This window comes from Neoakkermansia glycaniphila, from assembly GCF_001683795.1.
Classification (GTDB): domain Bacteria; phylum Verrucomicrobiota; class Verrucomicrobiia; order Verrucomicrobiales; family Akkermansiaceae; genus Akkermansia; species Akkermansia glycaniphila.
The window spans coordinates 21629-38283 of record NZ_LIGX01000020.1; the positions used below are offsets into that span (position 1 = coordinate 21629).

The window sequence follows — 16655 nt, forward strand, 5'->3', positions numbered from 1 at the left end:
TTTTTTCGGATGGGCGGGGAATGGCTCATTCTTGACTTGCAATGAACGGCAAATCTGCTAGATTTTTTCGCATGAATAGTTTTCGCGTCACCATCCTTGTCTTCCTGGCTGTTGCCCTGGGGGTTCTGTTCTGGATTGTCGCCTTCCTTCTGCCCAAGACCCAGCAAATCAGCGATGAACAGAAGAGGGAGCAGGAAAGCTCCCACTATGACAAGCTCCTTACCCATGGCTCCGAAAAGAAGGATGCTCCGGCAGCGGCGACTCAATCGGGTACAGATATCCTGAAGGAAGATCAGGCCGCGAAGGACAGGGCGGAAATCGAACGCCTTCGTAAAGAACTTGAACTCAAAAAAGAAGAGGAAGAAGTCCTGAAAAAGGGCGCCTCTGCCAGTTCCTCTTCGGTACCGGCTGCCGCTACGGCTGAGAATGTTGCTCCGGTTGCTGTCGTATCCTATTACGACAAGGAAAACAACATCGTCCTGCTGCAGCCGCAAGGCAATCAGGAACTTTCGACATCGCAGGTGCTGGCGGTTTCCCGGTTCGGCGGCATCGTCTGCGAACTGGTGCTCCAGCGTTTCGATCCGGAATCCGGCCTGTACAGTGCAGCCATGAAAAAAGTCGATCTGATCACGAACCCGACGATGATGCAGGTTGCCTCCATGGCCTCCGATCCCAAAGTGGGCGACAAGGTCATCATCTCGCCGCTTCCCCAGGTGAGTGATCTTCCTTCTCTCAACAGCGCGGCTCCTGCCGCAGCCACTCCGGCTCCGGCTGCCCTTCCGCAGGGAAATTCCAAAATGTCGGATGTCGTCGAGGTTCCCTTGACGCCCGCACTTCCCTGAACGCCGTTTTCTTCCTGCATACATGTCTGATACCGTCGCCAAATCCTGCCTCTTTGACCGGACTCCCTGTTTCTCCTTCGAATTTTTCCCGCCGAAATCCCCGGCTGCGGCCGAATCCTTGCACCGCACCATTTGCGAGCTGGAGCCGTACTCGCCCAGCTTCGTCAGTGTGACGTACGGTGCGGGAGGATCATCCCGCGAGCTGACTCGAAGCCTTGTAGAGCGTATCCAGCAGGAGCGGCAGATACCTACGGTGCCGCACCTCACCTGCGTGGGCCATACGGAAGAGGAACTGGAGAATATTATAGAAGGTTATGTGAGGGTAGGAGCCAAGGCCGTACTGGCTTTGCGCGGCGATCCTCCACGGCAGGGTGGGTACGATCCCTCCCGGGATGCCTTCCACCATGCGGCGGAGCTGGTGAGCTTCATCCGCAGATGGGAAGAGCGCAACCGCATTCAGGAGCCCCTGACCATCGGCGTGGCCGGATTCTGCGAAGGGCATCCCGATACACCCAACCGCCTCAAGGAAATGGACTACCTCAAGGCGAAGGTGGATGAAGGTGCAGACTACATCTGTACGCAGCTTTTCTTTGACAACCACGCGTTCCTCGATTACAGGGACCGCTGCCGCCTCGTCGACATCAATGTGCCCGTCATCGCCGGCATCATGCCTATTACAAGCATCAACGGCATGCAGCGCATGGCCGAACTGTCGGGCGGCACCTGCTTCCCGGCCCGGCTGCTCAAGGCTCTTCTTCGGGCCGGAGGCGATCCTTCCGCCATCGAACAGGTCGGCATCCAATACGCTTCTTCCCAGTGTGCCGAATTGCTGGACGCCGAGGTGGACGGCATTCACTTCTACACCCTGAACCAATCCTATGCCACGCGCGAGATCTACCGCAATCTCGGGCTGGCTTCTTCGCCCGGCAAAGCCGCACGTGAGGCCGCCGCATCCCTTCAACAAAAATTATCATAAATCGACCAAATGGACAATAAAACCCCCTCGCAAGACGCCCCCCTGTCACCCGAAGAAATCCGCGCCATTGGCGAAGTCAATATCGGCCCGGCCAAGCATGAAGTTTTCCTGGACAACCATTACAAGAAGCTGATCGTCGGAGGTATCATCCTTGCGGTCGGCGTTGTCGGCGGCATCGCCTATTATTCCATGCAGGATGAGAAGGTTACCGAGGCTTCGGCCGCTCTTGTCTCCGCCATGGGGGCGGACAAGGCCGAATTCAGTATTTCTTCCGCCAAACTCGATTCCGCGAAACTGGAAACCGTGGCTGCCCAGTATCCCGATACGGCTTCGACCGATACGGCCAAATACCTCGCCCATGCCGCCGTGGTGGCGAAGGGCAAGACGCAGCAGGGCATTGCCGGCATGAATGCGCTCCTCAAATCGACGGACAACGAAGACCTGAAACTGCGCATCCGAGTCTATCTGGCCGACCAGTACACGCAGCAGGGGCGTTTGGACGATGCCACTCGCATGTGGCAGGAGGTGGTCGTCTCCGGCGAGTCTCCCTATCTTCCGCTGGCGTACATGTCTTTGGGCGATATCGCGCAACAACAGAACGACAAGGAGAAGGCGAAGACCATGTACCAGGCCGGAGTTGCCAAATCTGCGAACAGCTCCCTCCATAACCGTATCAAGGATCGCCTCGAGGTGATTGATGTAGCTCCTCCCGTCAAGGAAGCTCCGGCGCCGCTTCCTGCACCTCTTCCTTCAGCTGCGGATTCCGTGGTGCCCTCTCTGAGCGCGCCACTTGAGGCCTCCTGAGCAGAGCAGCGCATTTTTCGACGATAGGCGGGCCGCTTCCTGAGGGAAGCGGCCCGTTTGCGTGTTCAGCCTTGACAAAACGGATAGGGAAGAGTAGAAAATCATATTCCCCTATGATTCATTCCTTATGCTATTGGTTTTGTTGCAGGAAGCCACGTGTGTGGTACAGTCTGGCGGCAGCGTTTCCCCTGATTCTGCAATCATGTACGTTTGCCCGCACATCGGCTAAAATTTCGGAGATCGGCGCTCGTTACAATTATGCCGATTGCGGCGTGCTGGAGAAGAATGTACTGTTCGAAAAGGACGGTTGCTATTACGTGAAGGCGCGGCAGCGCGTGTGCGAACGGCAGCAGGATCTCTGGGGCACGATGGCCGTGGCATTGAATTACTGGGGATATCGCGATGAGCCGCTGCCGGAGGATGAACAGCCTTCCGGATATGTAGCCGTCCTCATTCCCCGGGATTTGGCGTTTCGCATGTCCGGCAGCAAACTGTCCGGTATGAAGAACGGCAGAGCGATACGGTTTTTGGAGGAAGAGCCGATGACGGCCATGCCGGAAATCGATCTGGACGGAGCACGGGAGACGGCCATACGCTATCCTCTGACAGTGCAGGACAGTGTCCGCTCGGCATCCTGCGGCGCATGTGTTCCGGATTTGTATGTTTGGAACGGTTGCGAAACAGGGGGCCTGCATGCATGGATACAGCCCGTGGCCTGGCTGGATGCTTTTGTTGTCGATGCTCCTCTGAGCGTGGTAGCTACTCCTGTCCGGTGGGCATCGGCGGGGTATAAGGCCATATTCCGCACACCTTAACATTCTTTCCTGGCGGATCGGCCGTATCCTGATGATTTCCGGCCGTAAATTTCCGTCGATATATATTAATGTATAACAACATATGAATTCCGTTGGAGTTATATATGGATATTTTTAATACTGTTTTCTACTTTGTTTTATTGCTCAATGACTTTTTATGTTAGTGTTATTTTCTGATTTTATCTTGACCCTTTGAAGCGTTGCTATATTGTATTCTCTTATATGAAGCTAGCCTCTATCGCCTTGTTGCTGTCATGCCTGGCCATGGCGGATGTACCTGTACAGGCAGAACCGGAACCGGATGCGGTACGGTCGGTGATGCCTTCCTATTTCGGAAAGGATTACAATACATTGCTCGTTGTGCCCGTTACATTGAAGAAATTCAATGGCGATTTTACAAGGCGCCATGGAAATTGGTCATCGTATTATCGCGCCTATACGGTGCCGGCGGTATCCGTCGACCATGGCATTGAAGTCGTCTTTTATGATGAGATCGCCTACCGGGCCTGTATGGCCGCTTTGGAAAAGACGGATGATCCTGTCAAGCTCGTCGGGTACGAAACGCTGATCGTGATACCCATCCTCCATCCGACACCCTATGAGCGCGTGCCTGAAGGAGAAAAGGATGTCGCCGGAATGTGGACGGTGAAGCGCGTATTCGTCGTGCTCCGCGTGTATCAGAGCGGCAGGGATGCCGATGTGAGAGGACGCAAGAGCCCTGCGCCGTTGCTCATATGAAGCGCAACAGGACGCAAGGGTGAAAAAGATTGCATGTAGCGCACCGCATCAGGCAAGAGCCGCGGTATTGGCCCGACTGAAGATTTGCGGGTATTCTTCTGCGACTGCCTGGCGGATTTGCTGCTGGGTTTGCAAGGCATCTCCGAGCGCCGGGATGCGAACCAGCCAAGGCATGTCCATGGAGGCGTAGATGCGGTAGCAGTGTTCGAGGAAGGAGGCCTCTTCGAAGGCATCGCGGGCAAGGCCGCGTTCGGCCATGCGGAGCAGGGCGGTTTCGACGGGGATGTCGAGCCAGAAGGCAAGATCGGGTACGGGGGCGAATTCTTCGTTCATTTCGCGTATTTCCTCGACATTGCAGCCGCTGGCCCCCTGATAGGCCATCATGGAAAGGTAATAGCGGTCGAGCAGTACCCATGTTCCTTGTTCAAGGGCGGGTTCGATGACGTTGTGTACGTGTTCGCGGCGATCCTGCAGGAGGCAGGATATTTCTTCTTCGATATCAAGGCGTTCGTTGCCTGCAGCCGCCTGACGCACTTTCATGCCCCATGGGCCGCGTGTCGGTTCGAAGCTGCAAAGGGTTCGGATGCCGTGCGCGTTCAGATAATCGGCCAGCAGGTTGATCTGCGTGGATTTTCCGGAACCGTCGATGCCTTCGAAGACGAGGAGTTTGCCGCGAGTGGATAGGGGAACAGTCATGAGTGGTGAATGGAATTCTCAACCCGGAGTTTAGCAGAAAAGCTTCTGCAATCAAGCACGATTTTCCGCATCTGCCAGGCGCAGGTTCGGATCGACAGGGGTATCCAGCGGAGAAGTCTGCCCGGCGCGAGCCTTGAGCAGCGCGGCGAAGGCGATCATGGCCGCGTTGTCGGTGGTGAGGCTGTTGGGAGGCAGGATGAATTCGACGCCGTTTTTTTCGCAGGCGTCTGCAAGCCGGGTACGGAGCGCCGCATTGCACGAGACTCCGCCGGAGATGGCAAGCGTGCGGTGCTTCGTCTGGCGGATGGCACGCATGGCTTTGCCGATCAGGACATCGATGATGGCCTGCTGGACGGAGGCGCAGAGGTCGTTGAGCATTTGCTCCGGCAGGTCGTGGGGGTTGCCGGAGGGGCAGAGTTTGGGCAGCAGGTAGAGGACAGCCGTTTTGAGGCCGGAGAAGGAGACGTTGAGGTGCGGTTCATGCAGCATCGGCCGGGGCAGGTCGAAGGCGGCAGGATCGCCGAGAGCGGCGCGCTTGTCGATTTCTGGGCCGCCGGGGTAGGGCAGATCAAGCATTTTTCCGACTTTGTCGAAGGCTTCGCCCGCTGCATCGTCGAGGGAGCGGCCGAGAAGGCGGTAATCGCCGATGCAGCGCACATCCACGAAGAGGGTGTGGCCGCCCGAGGCGAGGAGGCCGAGGTGCGGCACAAGCCCTGCCGGGTGGGCGACGAAGGGGGAGAGGAGGTGGCCTTCCAGATGATTGACGGCGACGAAGGGTTTTCCGGCGGCCAGAGCGAGAGCCTTGCCCGTGGTGTTGCCGACGAGGAGGGCTGCGACGAGGCCCGGGCCGGCCGTGGCGGCGAAGACGTCGACATCCGCGACGGTGCATCCGGCTTTGTCCAAAGATTCGCGGAGCAGGGCGGGCAGGTTGGCGGAATGGTTGCGCGAGGCGAGTTCCGGGACGACGCCGCCATGCAGGCGGTGCAGGGGAATCTGGGAGGAGATGATGGAGCTGAGGAGCCGGGGTGCCTCCCCTTCCTTCTCCGAGAGCAGCAGGGCGACAGCCGTTTCATCGCAGGATGATTCGATGCCGAGGACGAGCGTTTTCATCGGAGAGGGAGGAGGGTTGGCGAGGCAGGGTCAGGCTTTGGCCGCCTTGCTGCGTTTGATGACCGGTTTGTCTTTGCCGAGTACGGTGTCTTCCGTGATGGTGACGGAGCGGATGCTTTTGTCGCTGGGCACTTCGTACATGACGTCGAGCATGATGCGCTCGATGATGGAGCGCAGGGCGCGCGCGCCCGTACCGTGGTCGATGGCGAGCTTGGCCATGGCGTGCAGGGCCTTTTCCTCGACGATGAGTTCGACGCCCGACATGGCAAGGAGCTTGGCATACTGGCGCACGAGAGCGTTCTTCGGCTGGGTGAGGAGTGCGACGAGCTGTTCTTCCGTGAGCGTGGTGAGGGGGCTGAAGATGGGCAGGCGGCCCATCAGCTCGGGAATCATGCCGAAGGAGAAGAAGTCTTCCGGCATGGCTTTGCCGAGTACTTCCTCTTCGGTGTATTCCTTTTTGCCGCGATCCTGTTCGATGGAGGCGAAGCCCATTGCGCTGGAGCCGAGACGCTTGCGGATGATGTCTTCAAGGCCGACGAAGGCGCCGCCGCAGATGAAGAGGATGTTGTTCGTGTTGACGCGGATGTATTCCTGGTTGGGATGCTTGCGGCCGCCTTTCGGGGGGATGTTGCATTCCGTGCCTTCGATGATTTTGAGCAGGGCCTGCTGGACGCCTTCGCCGGAGACGTCGCGCGTGATGGATACGTTCTGGGTTTTGCGGCCGATTTTGTCCATTTCGTCCACGTAGATGATGCCGCGTTCTGCCTTGGCGACGTCCATGTCCGCCGCCTGAAGGAGACGCAGGACGATGTTTTCCACGTCTTCGCCGACGTAGCCGGCTTCGGTGAGCGTCGTGGCGTCAACGATGCAGAAGGGGACATCGAGGATGCGTGCGAGCGTTTTGGCAAGCAGGGTTTTGCCCGATCCGGTCGGCCCCGCGAGCAGGATGTTCGATTTTTCGATTTCCACGTTGTCGCCTTCGTCCATGCTTTGGCGCAGGCGCAGGTAGTGGTTGAAAACGGCGACACAAAGGGTTTTTTTGGCGAGGTCCTGACCGATGACGTAGCTGTCCAGTTCCTTGCGGAGCTGTTCGGGCGTCGGCAGGTCGGAAAGTTCCATCTGCTCGATGGCGAGGCCGGACGGCTGGTTGGCCGCCGGTACGGGGAGCATTTCGGGATGGGTGTGCTTCACCATGTCGCTGAAGCGTTCGGCGGCGATGCCTCCGAATTTGCTCTGCAGCATGTAGGCGGCGCACAGTTCGACGCACTGGAAGCAGACCTGTTTTCCGTTTTCCGTCGGGACGAGGGGGCGTCCGTCCTGTTCGGGAGCGCCGCAGATGGCGCAGCTGGCTGTTTTATCTGGCATGGTCGGACGATGTTCAGGCCTGAGGCTTGGCCTCGGACTTGTGCGAGAGGATTTTGTCGACGAGGCCGTATTGGACGGATTCTTCCGCCGTCATGTAGTTGTCGCGGTCCTGGTCGGCCTTGACGGTTTTTTCGCTTTTGCCGGTGTGGTGGGCGAGAATGGCGGTCAGGCGTTTGTCGAGGCTGAACATGAAGTTGATCGTGCGTTCGACGTCGGCAGCAGTGCCGGAAGCTCCGCCACGCACCTGGTGGATCATGACGTGCGAGTTCGGCAGGCAGAAGCGTTTGCCCTTGGTGCCAGCAGCAAGGAGGACGGAGCCCATGGAGGCAGCGATGCCGATGCAGTAGGTGTTGATGTCGCACGAGATGAATTGCATCGTGTCGTAGATGGCCAATCCTGCGGTGACGGAGCCTCCCGGGGAGTTGATGTAGATGTGGATGTCCTTCTTGGGATCCGTCATTTGCAGGAAGAGGAGCTGGGCGATGACGGAGTTGGCCACGGTATCGTCGATTTCCGTGCCGATGAAGATGACGCGGTCGATCAGAAGCCGCGAGTAGATGTCGTAAGCGCGTTCCCCTTGTCCGGTCTGTTCGATCACGGTGGGGATATAGTAGTTTTGCGGGGTCATATTCTGGTGCATATCTGGCATGTGAGTGGGTTTTGTCCGGTAAGGGTTCGGTTGGAGCAAACAGGGGAGAAAGGAGCGGTCGTCCTTTCTCCCCCTGAAAGGGTCTGGATGCCGTTCCGTTTATTCGGCGGCAGCCGTTTCTTCCTTGGCTTCGGAGATGGTGACCTTGGCGTTCTTGACGAGGAGGTCGAGTACCTTCGAGGTGATGAGGCTGAGGCGGATGCCGGGGATGCGGCCTTCCTTCTGAAGCTTCTTGACGAAGGATTTCAGGTTGGTGGCTTTTTCCTGCTGGGCGAGGCGCATGATGGCGTTGGACATTTCGTGATCGGTCACGGAGATGTTTTCGCGGCGGGCCACTTCCTGCAGCATGAAGTATACGCGGAGGTTGCGGCGGGTTTCGGTCTTGGCTTCTTCGCGGAGTTTGTCGACGATGCCGTCGAATTCCTTTTCACCGGCCTGCATGGCTGCGTAGAGCTTGCGCTGGAGGACGTTGTAGGATTCGCGTTCGACGAGGGCTTCGGGAAGTTCGAAGTCGATGGCATCGGCCAGTTTTTCGGAGATCTGGTCGGCCTTGGCTTCGTTGTTGGCGTTTTCCTTCTGCTGCTTGAGGTTTTCGCGCACGATGTCCTTGATTTCGTCCATCGTCTTGCCGGGCAGGGCGGTGGCGAAGAGTTCGTCGTCAATGGCGGGAACCTGCTTTTCGCGGATTTCCTTCACGGAGACGTGGAAGACGAGTTCCTTGCCGATGAGGTCGGCGAAGGGGAAGTTTTCGGGGACGGTGATGGAGATGTCCTTCGTGTCGCCGGCCTTGGAGCCGACGAGGCCTTCGGAGAGGCCGGGCATGAAGCTGTCTTCTTCCATGAAGACCCAGTGGCCTTCACGGCCTTCGAGGAATCCGACGGGTTTGCCGAGGGCATCGGCGGTCGGCTGGCCTTCGACGGTTGTTTTGAAGTCGATGACGGTGACGTCTCCCATGGCGGCGGCGCGGTCGACCGTTTCAAATTTGGCGTTCTGCTGGGCGAACTGGTTGAGGGCGTCTTCGACGTCCGCATCGGTCACGTCGTCGGAGGCGACGGAGACTTCTATGCCCATGTATTCCGGAAGTTCGAAGTCGGGAACGATGGTCAGCGTGGAGGAGTAGGTGAATTCGCCGTTGTCGGTGGTGGCCGTTTCGGCCTTGCCGAAGTCGAGAACCTTCAGGTCGGGGTTCTGCGTGAGGGCTTCGTCGCATACCTGTTCCGACAGGCGGTTGACGAGTTCTTCCTCAATGGCGGCTTCATAGCGTTTGAGGATCACGCTCTTGGGTGCTTTGCCGGGGCGGAAGCCGGGGATCTTGGCGTGTGAGGTGTAGGAGGAGGCGATCTGGTCCTTCAAGGTAGCAACGGCATCGGCAGGTACGGTGGCTTTCAACGTAGCTGTGCAGTCGGCTTGCTTTTCGATTGTGATGTCCATAAGTTGATTTGGAATGAAATATGGCGAATGTGCGGCGGTATGGTTCGGACGTATAATAATCGTCCACCCGCAGGCGACGGGAAATAATGCTACATTTGGAGCGGGAACGCAAGCAATGAAAAGGCAATGACACGATTTCGAGCCATTGCCGGGAGTCTGCCAGGCTTTGCCGTTCATTCGGAGATCCATCCTTCCGTTTGAGGGCGCCTGTTGCTCTTTGCTGGTAGTAGTCGTCGAGTTGCGAGAGACCGAAAAAGGGTATTCCGAAGCCGTTCAGGCTTGCGGGTACGTATCGGGCTGGGTGGAAACGGGAGTGTTGCCGTAATAGACTTCGAGGGCGTGCGCCATCAGGTCTTCAATGGATGTTTCCAAATTGGCGGCTGTCATCTCGATTCGAGCCAGTACCGGCTCGGGTATCCAGAACTCGACCTTGCATTTAATTTGCTCCATGGTATGATTTTGGATATAGGCCATATGGAAATTATATTACGCCTTGCTGTCCATCATTCAAGAATGTTAGCCTAACGGGAATTTCATATTCTATCAAATTGAAGTCTTGTTTTCCATATTCATCGGAAAGATGTTATTGATTGTTTTACATTTTTGAATGCAGTAAAACTTTTTGTCATATTTGCGTTTTTTTTGAACAATATTTTGCGGATGCGTTTTCAATTTGTTTTGCACGGACAATTCGGTATTGATTTTTTGTCAAGCAGCAATTAATATTCGCGCGTGCAAAAGAAACAAGGAGAAGGCACTTTGCAGCAGGATCTGGACGAATGGCTTCGCGAACAGAGCGTCTGGTTCCAGTTGAGACATGGTATGACGGGAACCCTGTGCGCCTATCGCCGCATCCAGAGGTTGTCCATCGTTTGCGTCAAGCTGGGTATCGTGATGGTCATCCTCCTTTTTGCGGTCATTGTAGCGAACGATCTGTATTTGAAATCTCCCGGGTATTCCGATTCCGTGAATGCGCGGCTAGCGGTTGCCCTGAATCTGCCGGAAGAGACCCGTGCTTTCCGCGCCCTCGACGTGAACCGTAAAGTGTTATCGATCGATCATATTCATATTGAAGGGGACAAGTCTTCGTTTTTCGAGTCCTTGAATGTGGTAGGCGTGGCAGGCAGGCGTCCTTTGCTTGCAGGCGCATTGAGGCCTTGGTTTCCGACGGATATTCAGATTTCCCGGATGAAGATGCGTCTTCGCACTTCGTACGCCTCCGAACTTGATGCCCGGAAAGCGTGCGCTTCGATTATGGGCGATGCGTGGCTGCAGCATATGAAGATTCAGAAACTGTCCCTTTCATGGGGGCAGGAGGGGAATGCCGGGAGGATCGAAGGCGCCGCTTGCGAATGTACTCGCGACGGGGATCAATGGATCGTCCGGCTGAAAGGTGGGCTTGTCTTCTATGGTCCCCTGCAGGCATGCCGTCTGGTACAGGCTACGGCGACGATTTCGGAGGAGCATGGCTTGGTGCTGGATCATTTGACGATCAGGACGAGTGATAAAAATCCGGCTGAAATACGGATTTCTGGGCGCGTGTCGGGAGCGGTGAATCCCGTGTTCGACGGCAAGGTATCGGTGCATGGTCTGAATCTGTCCGATTACTGCTCTCCCAGCCTTGCATGGATGTTTGCCTGTTCCCTTCAGGGGCAAGGGACGATTCAAGGCCCTTTGACAACCCCTTATGGCATGAGTCTGGCGCTGGATTGCCGTCCGGAAGACGGCAAGTCCGCCGAGTTGCACCCCGTTCTTCCCGTGTTGCAACTTCTGTCCATGTACGAACCGAAGTTCCGCCAACTGTCCTCTCCCCATATGTCTCTTCGTTTGAGCTATCATGGCGAAGCGGGAGTGTGGAAGGCCGACCGGCTGACATTCGAAACCGACGATTCTCCCAACCTGATTCTTGAGGCTACGGATATTTCCTGCCGCCGCATGACGGACGGAGAGTGGTTCGATCTCCCTTTTTCTCCGCGCCATATGCTGGATGCGGAAGCGCATAAGCAGACTGAAGCGCCCAAAACCGCTTTTGCCATCGCCATGAGCGGAGACAAAGCAGCGGATGCTACTGCGGACAATGTGCTGGATGTCACGCGGGAAACACGGATCATTGAAGGCATCGTCAAGATTTCCTTCCCGCGTTCCGTTCTGCCGGAGCATTTGTCCGGCGATGTGGAGGGTGTGCTGGTGCTGGATGAGCAGGAGGACAGGTACCTCCTGAATGTATCGCTGAACAGGATTGCCCGCGAAATTTCCAGAGATGAGGCGGACAAAATCCAGACCCTTTTGTTCCGGCAACCGAAACAGGAGAAGGAATAGCCTCGCCCTTTGGTCCGCAGGCGGGTATACTGCAACCCATCGATCTCATGAGACCCGTCATTTACCAGCTGTTCGTTCGCCACTTCTCCAACTTCCGGGAATCCGGCGTGGACTGGGGCACTCTGGAGCAGAACGGTTGCGGCACTTTTCGCGGCATTACCGACAAGGCTCTTTTGGAGTTGGCTTCCATGGGGGTGACCCATGTGTGGCTGACGGGGGTTCTGCGGCAGGCGACGCAGACTTCCTTTCCGGGATTGCCGGCCCAGCCTCCCTGCATCGTCAAAGGGCTGGAAGGCAGCCCTTATGCGGTGACGGATATGTTCGACGTGAGCCCCGAACTGGCCGTGGAACAGTCCGAACGCCTGAACGAGTTCGAAGACCTTGTTTTCCGATGCCGGAGGGCGGGGCTTGTTCCGATGATCGATCTGGTGCCCAATCATGTTTCGCGAGGGTACGCACCGGCATCGGCTTCATCGCCAACCTTGGGTGCAGAGGATGATTTTTCCCTGTTCTGCGGGCGGGAGAACGCTTTTTTCTACCTGCAACGCGGAGCGGCGGGCGGAGGCCCCCCGATGCGGCTTCCGGACGGAGAATACGCGCCCGAAGCCGTGCATGGGCGGGTGACGGGCAATAATGCCGCGACGTGGACACCTTCCCGGTACGATTGGTACGAGACGGTCAAACTCAATTACGGCGCCAATTACGAGTTGGGTGCGGCAGCCATGGATCAACTGCCCGGCTGGCTGTCCCGCCGGTGCGAGACTCCCCGCACATGGCAGTTCATGGACGATATGATCGCCTATTGGCAGAAGCAGGGTGTGGGCGGCTTCCGCTGCGATATGGCGCACATGGTGCCCATGTATTTCTGGAAATGGGCCATCAGCCGTGCGCGCGTGCGCGATGCTGCCGTGTTTTTCATGGCCGAAGCGTACAACGACGATATGCGGACGACTTCCGACGATGTTCTGCCTGCGTTGCTTGATGCCGGATTCGCCGGGGTGTACGATGCCGACTGCTACCACCATTCCCACGGACTTTATGATGCGGGTGCCTGGGCAAACGATTTCGACCGCCTGAACGGGAACGAATCGCGCCTGTTCGGCGGCGGTGTGCGGTACGTCGAAAATCACGACGAGCCTCGCATGTGTTCCCCTCAGCACTGGGGCGGAGTCGGCGAACAGGTGGAAGAGGGCGTGATGACGGCGGTATTTGCCGCGTCGAAAGGCCCCGTACTCGTTTATAACGGGCAGGAAGTGGGGGAACGTGCCGAAGGGCCGTCCGGATACGGCGGTCGCGACGGCAGGACGAGTATCTTCGATTATACATGCCTGCCGCGGCTGGCCCGCTGGACCAATGGCGGCGCCTATGACGGCGCGCGTTTGTCGCCGGGAGAACGGGAGATGCGCAGCATGCACAAAAACCTGCTGTCCCTTCTAAACCATCCGGCTCTGAAGGATGGCGTGTTCTACGGGCTCAACTGGGCGAACATGCGGAATGAAACGTTCGGACGTGCACCCGGTGAAGAAGCATCGGGGCACTGGGTGTACGCCTTCCTCCGCCACCATTGGGAGGATGCTTCCACGCTGCTGGTCGTTTGCAACTTGTCGCCCTCTCTTGATTTCAACGATCTCCGCATCCACATCCCGCGGCAGGCTCAGGAATGGGCGGGCAAGGGCCGGGGGGATTATCTGTTCCGCGATCTGTTGCACAAGGGGGCAGGCGCGATCCCGGGTTCGGCGGATATGCTGGCGACCGATGGGCTGCATCTTCCCCTGAAGGCGGGCAAGGCCGTGATTCTCGACTGGTCAGTCGTCCGCCCGTAAGGAATGTCACTGATCCGGGTACAAAACGAACGGCGACCGCAGGAAGCAGGCCGCCGTCCTTCAAGCGTCAGCGTTGAATGCAAGACTGGGTTATTCCCAAATCCATTCCGTAGTGATTTCCACCTTGTCCGACAGGGATTTGCGGACGGGGCACGTTTCCGATGCCTGTTCAAGCGTTTTGCGGAGGGGATGCGTGCCGGGCAGGGGCATCTTGACGAGGAAATGCAGGTGGACGATGCTGCCGTCCTTGTCTTCGGCGCGGGCGTCGATCGTCATGCCTTCCGTATCCACGTTCTTGCGTGCGGCGAGGAAGGAGACCATGCTCATCATGCAGGAGGCGACGACGGAGGCGAGCATTTCGCCGGGCGTGGCGTTTTCTCCATATCCGCCGAGCGCGACGGGAATATCGGTCGTCCATTGTGTGCCGGAACGCTTGTGCGTCGTCACGCAGCGGGATTTGGCTTCATTGAGTGTATGTGTTGTGTATTCCATATATTCGGGATGATAGAAGGCGTGCCTGATGAAAGCAAGCCGTTAAACTAACCGTTATGACGCACGGCGAACCTGCCGCCCGAAAGAATGGCTTGACGCTTGTGTTAGCCTGCCCTAACCTGATCGCGTGCATTCGAAAGAGAGCAGAAAGGACAGGCATGCAGCCCGCCGATGGTGGCGGCGTCTTTTCGGCGTGGCGGCATGCGCCGGGTGCTTCCGCAGATGCTCTCATTGTAACCGGGAAGAGCAGGGAGACGCCTCCGTGGCGACGACGCTGGATCGTTTGCACGTGGGCGATCGCGCCCGCATTGTCTGTATCTCCGTACCGGATGCCGCGCTTTTGGACAGGCTGGCGGATCGCGGACTCGTGCGGGGTACTGCCGTTCGCATACAGGAACAGGCTCTTTTCGGAGGCCCTATTCTGATTGCCGTGCGGGGTTCGCTGCTTGCCCTGCGCCGCAGGGAAGCGGCCGGAATTCAGGTGGAGAGGATATTCGACACGTATGAAGGATAGGCCGACGGTTCTGCTGGTGGGAAACCCGAATTGCGGGAAGACCTCTCTTTTCAATGAATTGTCCGGTTGCCGCGCTTTTGTCGGCAACTACCCGGGTGGCGTGATCGAAGCGGCACGGGCCGGGGTGGAAACGCCTGACGGCCCCGTGGAACTCATCGACCTGCCGGGCGTGTACCGCCTCGGAGGAGCCTCCCTGGAGGAGAAGCTGGCCATGGATTATCTGTGCCGTTCCGGGGTGCGAGCCATCGTCAGCGTGGTGGACAGTCTGAATCTCGACCGCCATTTGTACCTGACGCTTCAATTATGGCATTTTCATCTGCCCGTGATCCTCGTGCTGAACATGTCCGATGAGGCGGACGCCGCCCTGTTAAGCTTCGATATTCCCGCCTTCGAGGCCATGCTGGGTGTCAGGATCGTCCGCACGGATGCCCTCCGGCGCAAGGGAATGGAGGAACTGCTGGCCTGCATCGGGCAGGCGGCGTACCGTCCCTCCGGCTACCCGGCATTCCGCAAGCCGGAGTACGGCGAGCAGACGGAGCAGGTGCTGGATTTCATTGCCCATACGGTGGAATCGTCCGGTCTGCCCCGGCAGAAGGAGCCCTTCAGCTATATTGCCGCCCGCCTGCTGGACGGCAATGCTGCCATGGTCGCGCGCTATGCGGAGATGGGAGAGGAAGGCCGCCGCCTGCTGGAGATGATTGAGGATTGCCGAACGGAATTGTCCCGGCAAATGGGGCTTCCCGCTCCCGAGATACTTTCTTCCAAGCGCTACGGTTTGATTCGCGGCCTGCTCGAAGAAGTGCAGGGAGGAGACGGCGTTTCACGCATCCGCCGTTCGACCGCTGTGCTGGACGGTATTCTGACCCACAAATACTGGGGCATCCCTCTTTTCCTGCTGCTGATGTATGTCGTCTTTTTCGCCGCCTTTACGCTGGGGAACCCGCTCGTTGATCTCGTGCGAAGCGGGTTCGATGCGCTGGGCGGCTGGCTCGCCCAGGCGCTGGACGGCCACCCGATGTGGCAATCGCTCATCGTCAAGGGTATCATCGGCGGCGTGGGGGGAGTCGTCTCCTTCGTGCCTACCATCGCCATCCTCTTCGCCTGCCTCTCGCTGCTGGAGGGGACGGGGTATATGGCCCGCGCCGCGTTCCTGATGGACCGGTTCATGCACAAGATGGGCCTGCATGGCAAAAGCTTCATTCCCATGCTGATCGGTTTCGGCTGCAATGTGCCCGCCGTGATGGCGACCCGCTCCATCGAATCGAAGAAAGACCGGCTGACGACCATTTTCGTGCTGCCCTTCATGAGCTGTTCCGCCCGCCTGCTGGTCTTCGCGCTGTTCATCGAGGCTCTCGTGGCTCCCGCCTACCAGAGTATCACGATGTGGGGGCTGTACCTCTTCGGCATTCTGGTGGCTGTCGTCGGTGCGCGCCTGCTGAAATCCACGCTCTTCCGGGGCGGGGATGAAACGTTCATCATGGAATTGCCTCCCTACAGGCTGCCGTCTCCGGGCGCCTACCTCCACAGCGTATGGGAGCGGGTATCGGGTTACCTGTGCAAGGCCGGCACCTTCATCCTGCTGGGGGTCGTCGTCCTCTGGTTCCTGAATACGTACCCGCAGCCGGAGCAGGGCGGCGGCATACCGGATTCCGCACGTATGGAGCAGAGCTACGCCGCTCGCGCCGGGAAGTTTTTCGAGCCTCTGTCGCAATATGCCGGGATGGACTGGCAGGCCAATTCGGCCATGATCGGGGCATTCTCCGCCAAGGAGCTTCTCGTGGCCCAGCTGGGCATCCTGTTCGCCTCTCCGGGAGAGCCGGATGCGGCTGTGCATGCCTCCGACGAAGAGAAGCGGCTCGACGCTCGCCGCAAGATCAGCGCCCATTACACGCTGCCGCAGGCGCTGGGCATTATGACGTTCGCTCTGCTGGCCCTGCCGTGCATCGCCACGGTGGCCGTCGTCCGCAAGGAGACGGGATCATGGCTGTTCACCATCGGCCAGTTTGCTGCACTGAATATCGTCGGCTTCGGTTTGGCCGTCGCCGTGTACCAGACGGCGGCCGTATTCCTGCGAGCCTGAC

At 58.1% G+C, this 16655-nt stretch carries 16 protein-coding genes; 9 read left to right on the plus strand and 7 right to left on the minus strand.

What is annotated here, in order from left to right; all coding sequences use genetic code 11:
* The first annotated feature begins 71 nt into the window (after positions 1-71).
* The 5 genes from AC781_RS05765 (at position 72) to AC781_RS05785 (ending at position 4175) form a co-directional block, all read left to right on the plus strand.
* Positions 72-842: a hypothetical protein gene (locus AC781_RS05765; RefSeq protein WP_067774904.1), complete on the plus strand. Its 771-nt coding sequence runs from the start codon at positions 72-74 to the stop codon at positions 840-842.
* Between the two features lie 22 nt (positions 843-864).
* On the plus strand, positions 865-1818 hold the full coding sequence (metF, locus tag AC781_RS05770; protein ID WP_067774907.1) for a methylenetetrahydrofolate reductase [NAD(P)H]: 954 nt from the start codon (positions 865-867) through the stop codon (positions 1816-1818).
* 9 nt (positions 1819-1827) lie between these two features.
* Positions 1828-2622 carry a YfgM family protein gene (locus AC781_RS05775; protein WP_067774910.1) on the plus strand — a complete coding sequence of 265 codons (795 nt, stop codon included), beginning with the start codon at positions 1828-1830 and terminating at the stop codon, positions 2620-2622.
* A gap of 113 nt (positions 2623-2735) precedes the next feature.
* Positions 2736-3437, plus strand: coding sequence for a hypothetical protein (locus AC781_RS05780; RefSeq protein ID WP_141675781.1), 702 nt, complete (start codon positions 2736-2738; stop codon positions 3435-3437).
* 222 nt (positions 3438-3659) lie between these two features.
* On the plus strand, positions 3660-4175 hold the full coding sequence (locus AC781_RS05785) for a hypothetical protein (protein WP_141675782.1): 516 nt from the start codon (positions 3660-3662) through the stop codon (positions 4173-4175).
* Positions 4176-4223: 48 nt separating this feature from the next.
* On the opposite strand, the gene tmk is transcribed toward AC781_RS05785, so the two are convergent.
* The 6 genes from tmk to AC781_RS14005 all read right to left on the minus strand — a co-directional run bounded on the left by tmk (position 4224) and on the right by AC781_RS14005 (position 9876).
* On the minus strand, positions 4224-4871 hold the full coding sequence (gene tmk, locus AC781_RS05790) for a dTMP kinase (protein ID WP_067774918.1): 648 nt from the start codon (positions 4869-4871) through the stop codon (positions 4224-4226).
* A 51-nt stretch (positions 4872-4922) separates the two neighbouring features.
* On the minus strand, positions 4923-5981 hold the full coding sequence (tsaD, locus tag AC781_RS05795) for a tRNA (adenosine(37)-N6)-threonylcarbamoyltransferase complex transferase subunit TsaD (RefSeq protein WP_067774921.1): 1059 nt from the start codon (positions 5979-5981) through the stop codon (positions 4923-4925).
* 30 nt (positions 5982-6011) lie between these two features.
* Positions 6012-7346 (minus strand): ATP-dependent Clp protease ATP-binding subunit ClpX, encoded by a 1335-nt coding sequence (clpX, locus tag AC781_RS05800; RefSeq protein ID WP_083076629.1) that lies wholly within the window; start codon positions 7344-7346, stop codon positions 6012-6014.
* A gap of 13 nt (positions 7347-7359) precedes the next feature.
* Positions 7360-7986, minus strand: a complete 627-nt coding sequence (locus tag AC781_RS05805; RefSeq protein WP_067775094.1) for an ATP-dependent Clp protease proteolytic subunit — start codon at positions 7984-7986, stop codon at positions 7360-7362.
* 108 nt (positions 7987-8094) lie between these two features.
* Complete coding sequence (gene tig / locus AC781_RS05810; protein WP_067774924.1) at positions 8095-9426, minus strand: trigger factor; 1332 nt, start codon at positions 9424-9426, stop codon at positions 8095-8097.
* A gap of 273 nt (positions 9427-9699) precedes the next feature.
* Positions 9700-9876, minus strand: a complete 177-nt coding sequence (locus tag AC781_RS14005) for a hypothetical protein (RefSeq protein ID WP_156850373.1) — start codon at positions 9874-9876, stop codon at positions 9700-9702.
* Between the two features lie 282 nt (positions 9877-10158).
* Between AC781_RS14005 and AC781_RS05820 the strand changes: the two genes are divergently transcribed.
* Together AC781_RS05820 and AC781_RS05825 are read left to right on the plus strand one after the other, a co-directional pair.
* Complete coding sequence (locus tag AC781_RS05820; RefSeq protein WP_067774930.1) at positions 10159-11745, plus strand: hypothetical protein; 1587 nt, start codon at positions 10159-10161, stop codon at positions 11743-11745.
* A 47-nt stretch (positions 11746-11792) separates the two neighbouring features.
* Entirely contained in the window at positions 11793-13568 is a 1776-nt protein-coding gene (locus AC781_RS05825) for an alpha-amylase family glycosyl hydrolase (protein WP_067774933.1), read from the plus strand.
* A gap of 90 nt (positions 13569-13658) precedes the next feature.
* On the opposite strand, the gene AC781_RS05830 is transcribed toward AC781_RS05825, so the two are convergent.
* Positions 13659-14060 carry an OsmC family protein gene (locus AC781_RS05830; protein WP_067774936.1) on the minus strand — a complete coding sequence of 134 codons (402 nt, stop codon included), beginning with the start codon at positions 14058-14060 and terminating at the stop codon, positions 13659-13661.
* 127 nt (positions 14061-14187) lie between these two features.
* On the opposite strand from AC781_RS05830, the gene AC781_RS13270 reads away from it, so the two are divergent.
* Complete coding sequence (locus AC781_RS13270) at positions 14188-14574, plus strand: FeoA family protein (RefSeq protein WP_083076633.1); 387 nt, start codon at positions 14188-14190, stop codon at positions 14572-14574.
* The gene (feoB, locus tag AC781_RS05840) at positions 14564-16654 is read left to right on the plus strand and encodes a ferrous iron transport protein B (protein WP_067774939.1); all 2091 of its coding nucleotides are present in this window, start codon (positions 14564-14566) and stop codon (positions 16652-16654) included. The genes AC781_RS13270 and feoB overlap by 11 nt, the downstream gene beginning before the upstream one ends.
* The last annotated feature ends 1 nt before the right edge of the window (position 16655 follow it).

Excerpts from the sequence above, each read along its gene's own strand:
- AC781_RS05765 (WP_067774904.1), top strand. The coding sequence starts at position 72 with ATGAATAGTTTTCGCGTCACCATCCTTGTCTTCCTGGCTGTTGCCCTG.
- metF (WP_067774907.1), top strand. The coding sequence starts at position 865 with ATGTCTGATACCGTCGCCAAATCCTGCCTCTTTGACCGGACTCCCTGT.
- AC781_RS05775 (WP_067774910.1), top strand. The coding sequence starts at position 1,828 with ATGGACAATAAAACCCCCTCGCAAGACGCCCCCCTGTCACCCGAAGAA.
- AC781_RS05780 (WP_141675781.1), top strand. The coding sequence starts at position 2,736 with ATGATTCATTCCTTATGCTATTGGTTTTGTTGCAGGAAGCCACGTGTG.
- AC781_RS05785 (WP_141675782.1), top strand. The coding sequence starts at position 3,660 with ATGAAGCTAGCCTCTATCGCCTTGTTGCTGTCATGCCTGGCCATGGCG.
- tmk (WP_067774918.1), bottom strand. The coding sequence starts at position 4,871 with ATGACTGTTCCCCTATCCACTCGCGGCAAACTCCTCGTCTTCGAAGGC.
- tsaD (WP_067774921.1), bottom strand. The coding sequence starts at position 5,981 with ATGAAAACGCTCGTCCTCGGCATCGAATCATCCTGCGATGAAACGGCT.
- clpX (WP_083076629.1), bottom strand. The coding sequence starts at position 7,346 with ATGCCAGATAAAACAGCCAGCTGCGCCATCTGCGGCGCTCCCGAACAG.
- AC781_RS05805 (WP_067775094.1), bottom strand. The coding sequence starts at position 7,986 with ATGCACCAGAATATGACCCCGCAAAACTACTATATCCCCACCGTGATC.
- tig (WP_067774924.1), bottom strand. The coding sequence starts at position 9,426 with ATGGACATCACAATCGAAAAGCAAGCCGACTGCACAGCTACGTTGAAA.
- AC781_RS14005 (WP_156850373.1), bottom strand. The coding sequence starts at position 9,876 with ATGGAGCAAATTAAATGCAAGGTCGAGTTCTGGATACCCGAGCCGGTA.
- AC781_RS05825 (WP_067774933.1), top strand. The coding sequence starts at position 11,793 with ATGAGACCCGTCATTTACCAGCTGTTCGTTCGCCACTTCTCCAACTTC.
- AC781_RS05830 (WP_067774936.1), bottom strand. The coding sequence starts at position 14,060 with ATGGAATACACAACACATACACTCAATGAAGCCAAATCCCGCTGCGTG.
- feoB (WP_067774939.1), top strand. The coding sequence starts at position 14,564 with ATGAAGGATAGGCCGACGGTTCTGCTGGTGGGAAACCCGAATTGCGGG.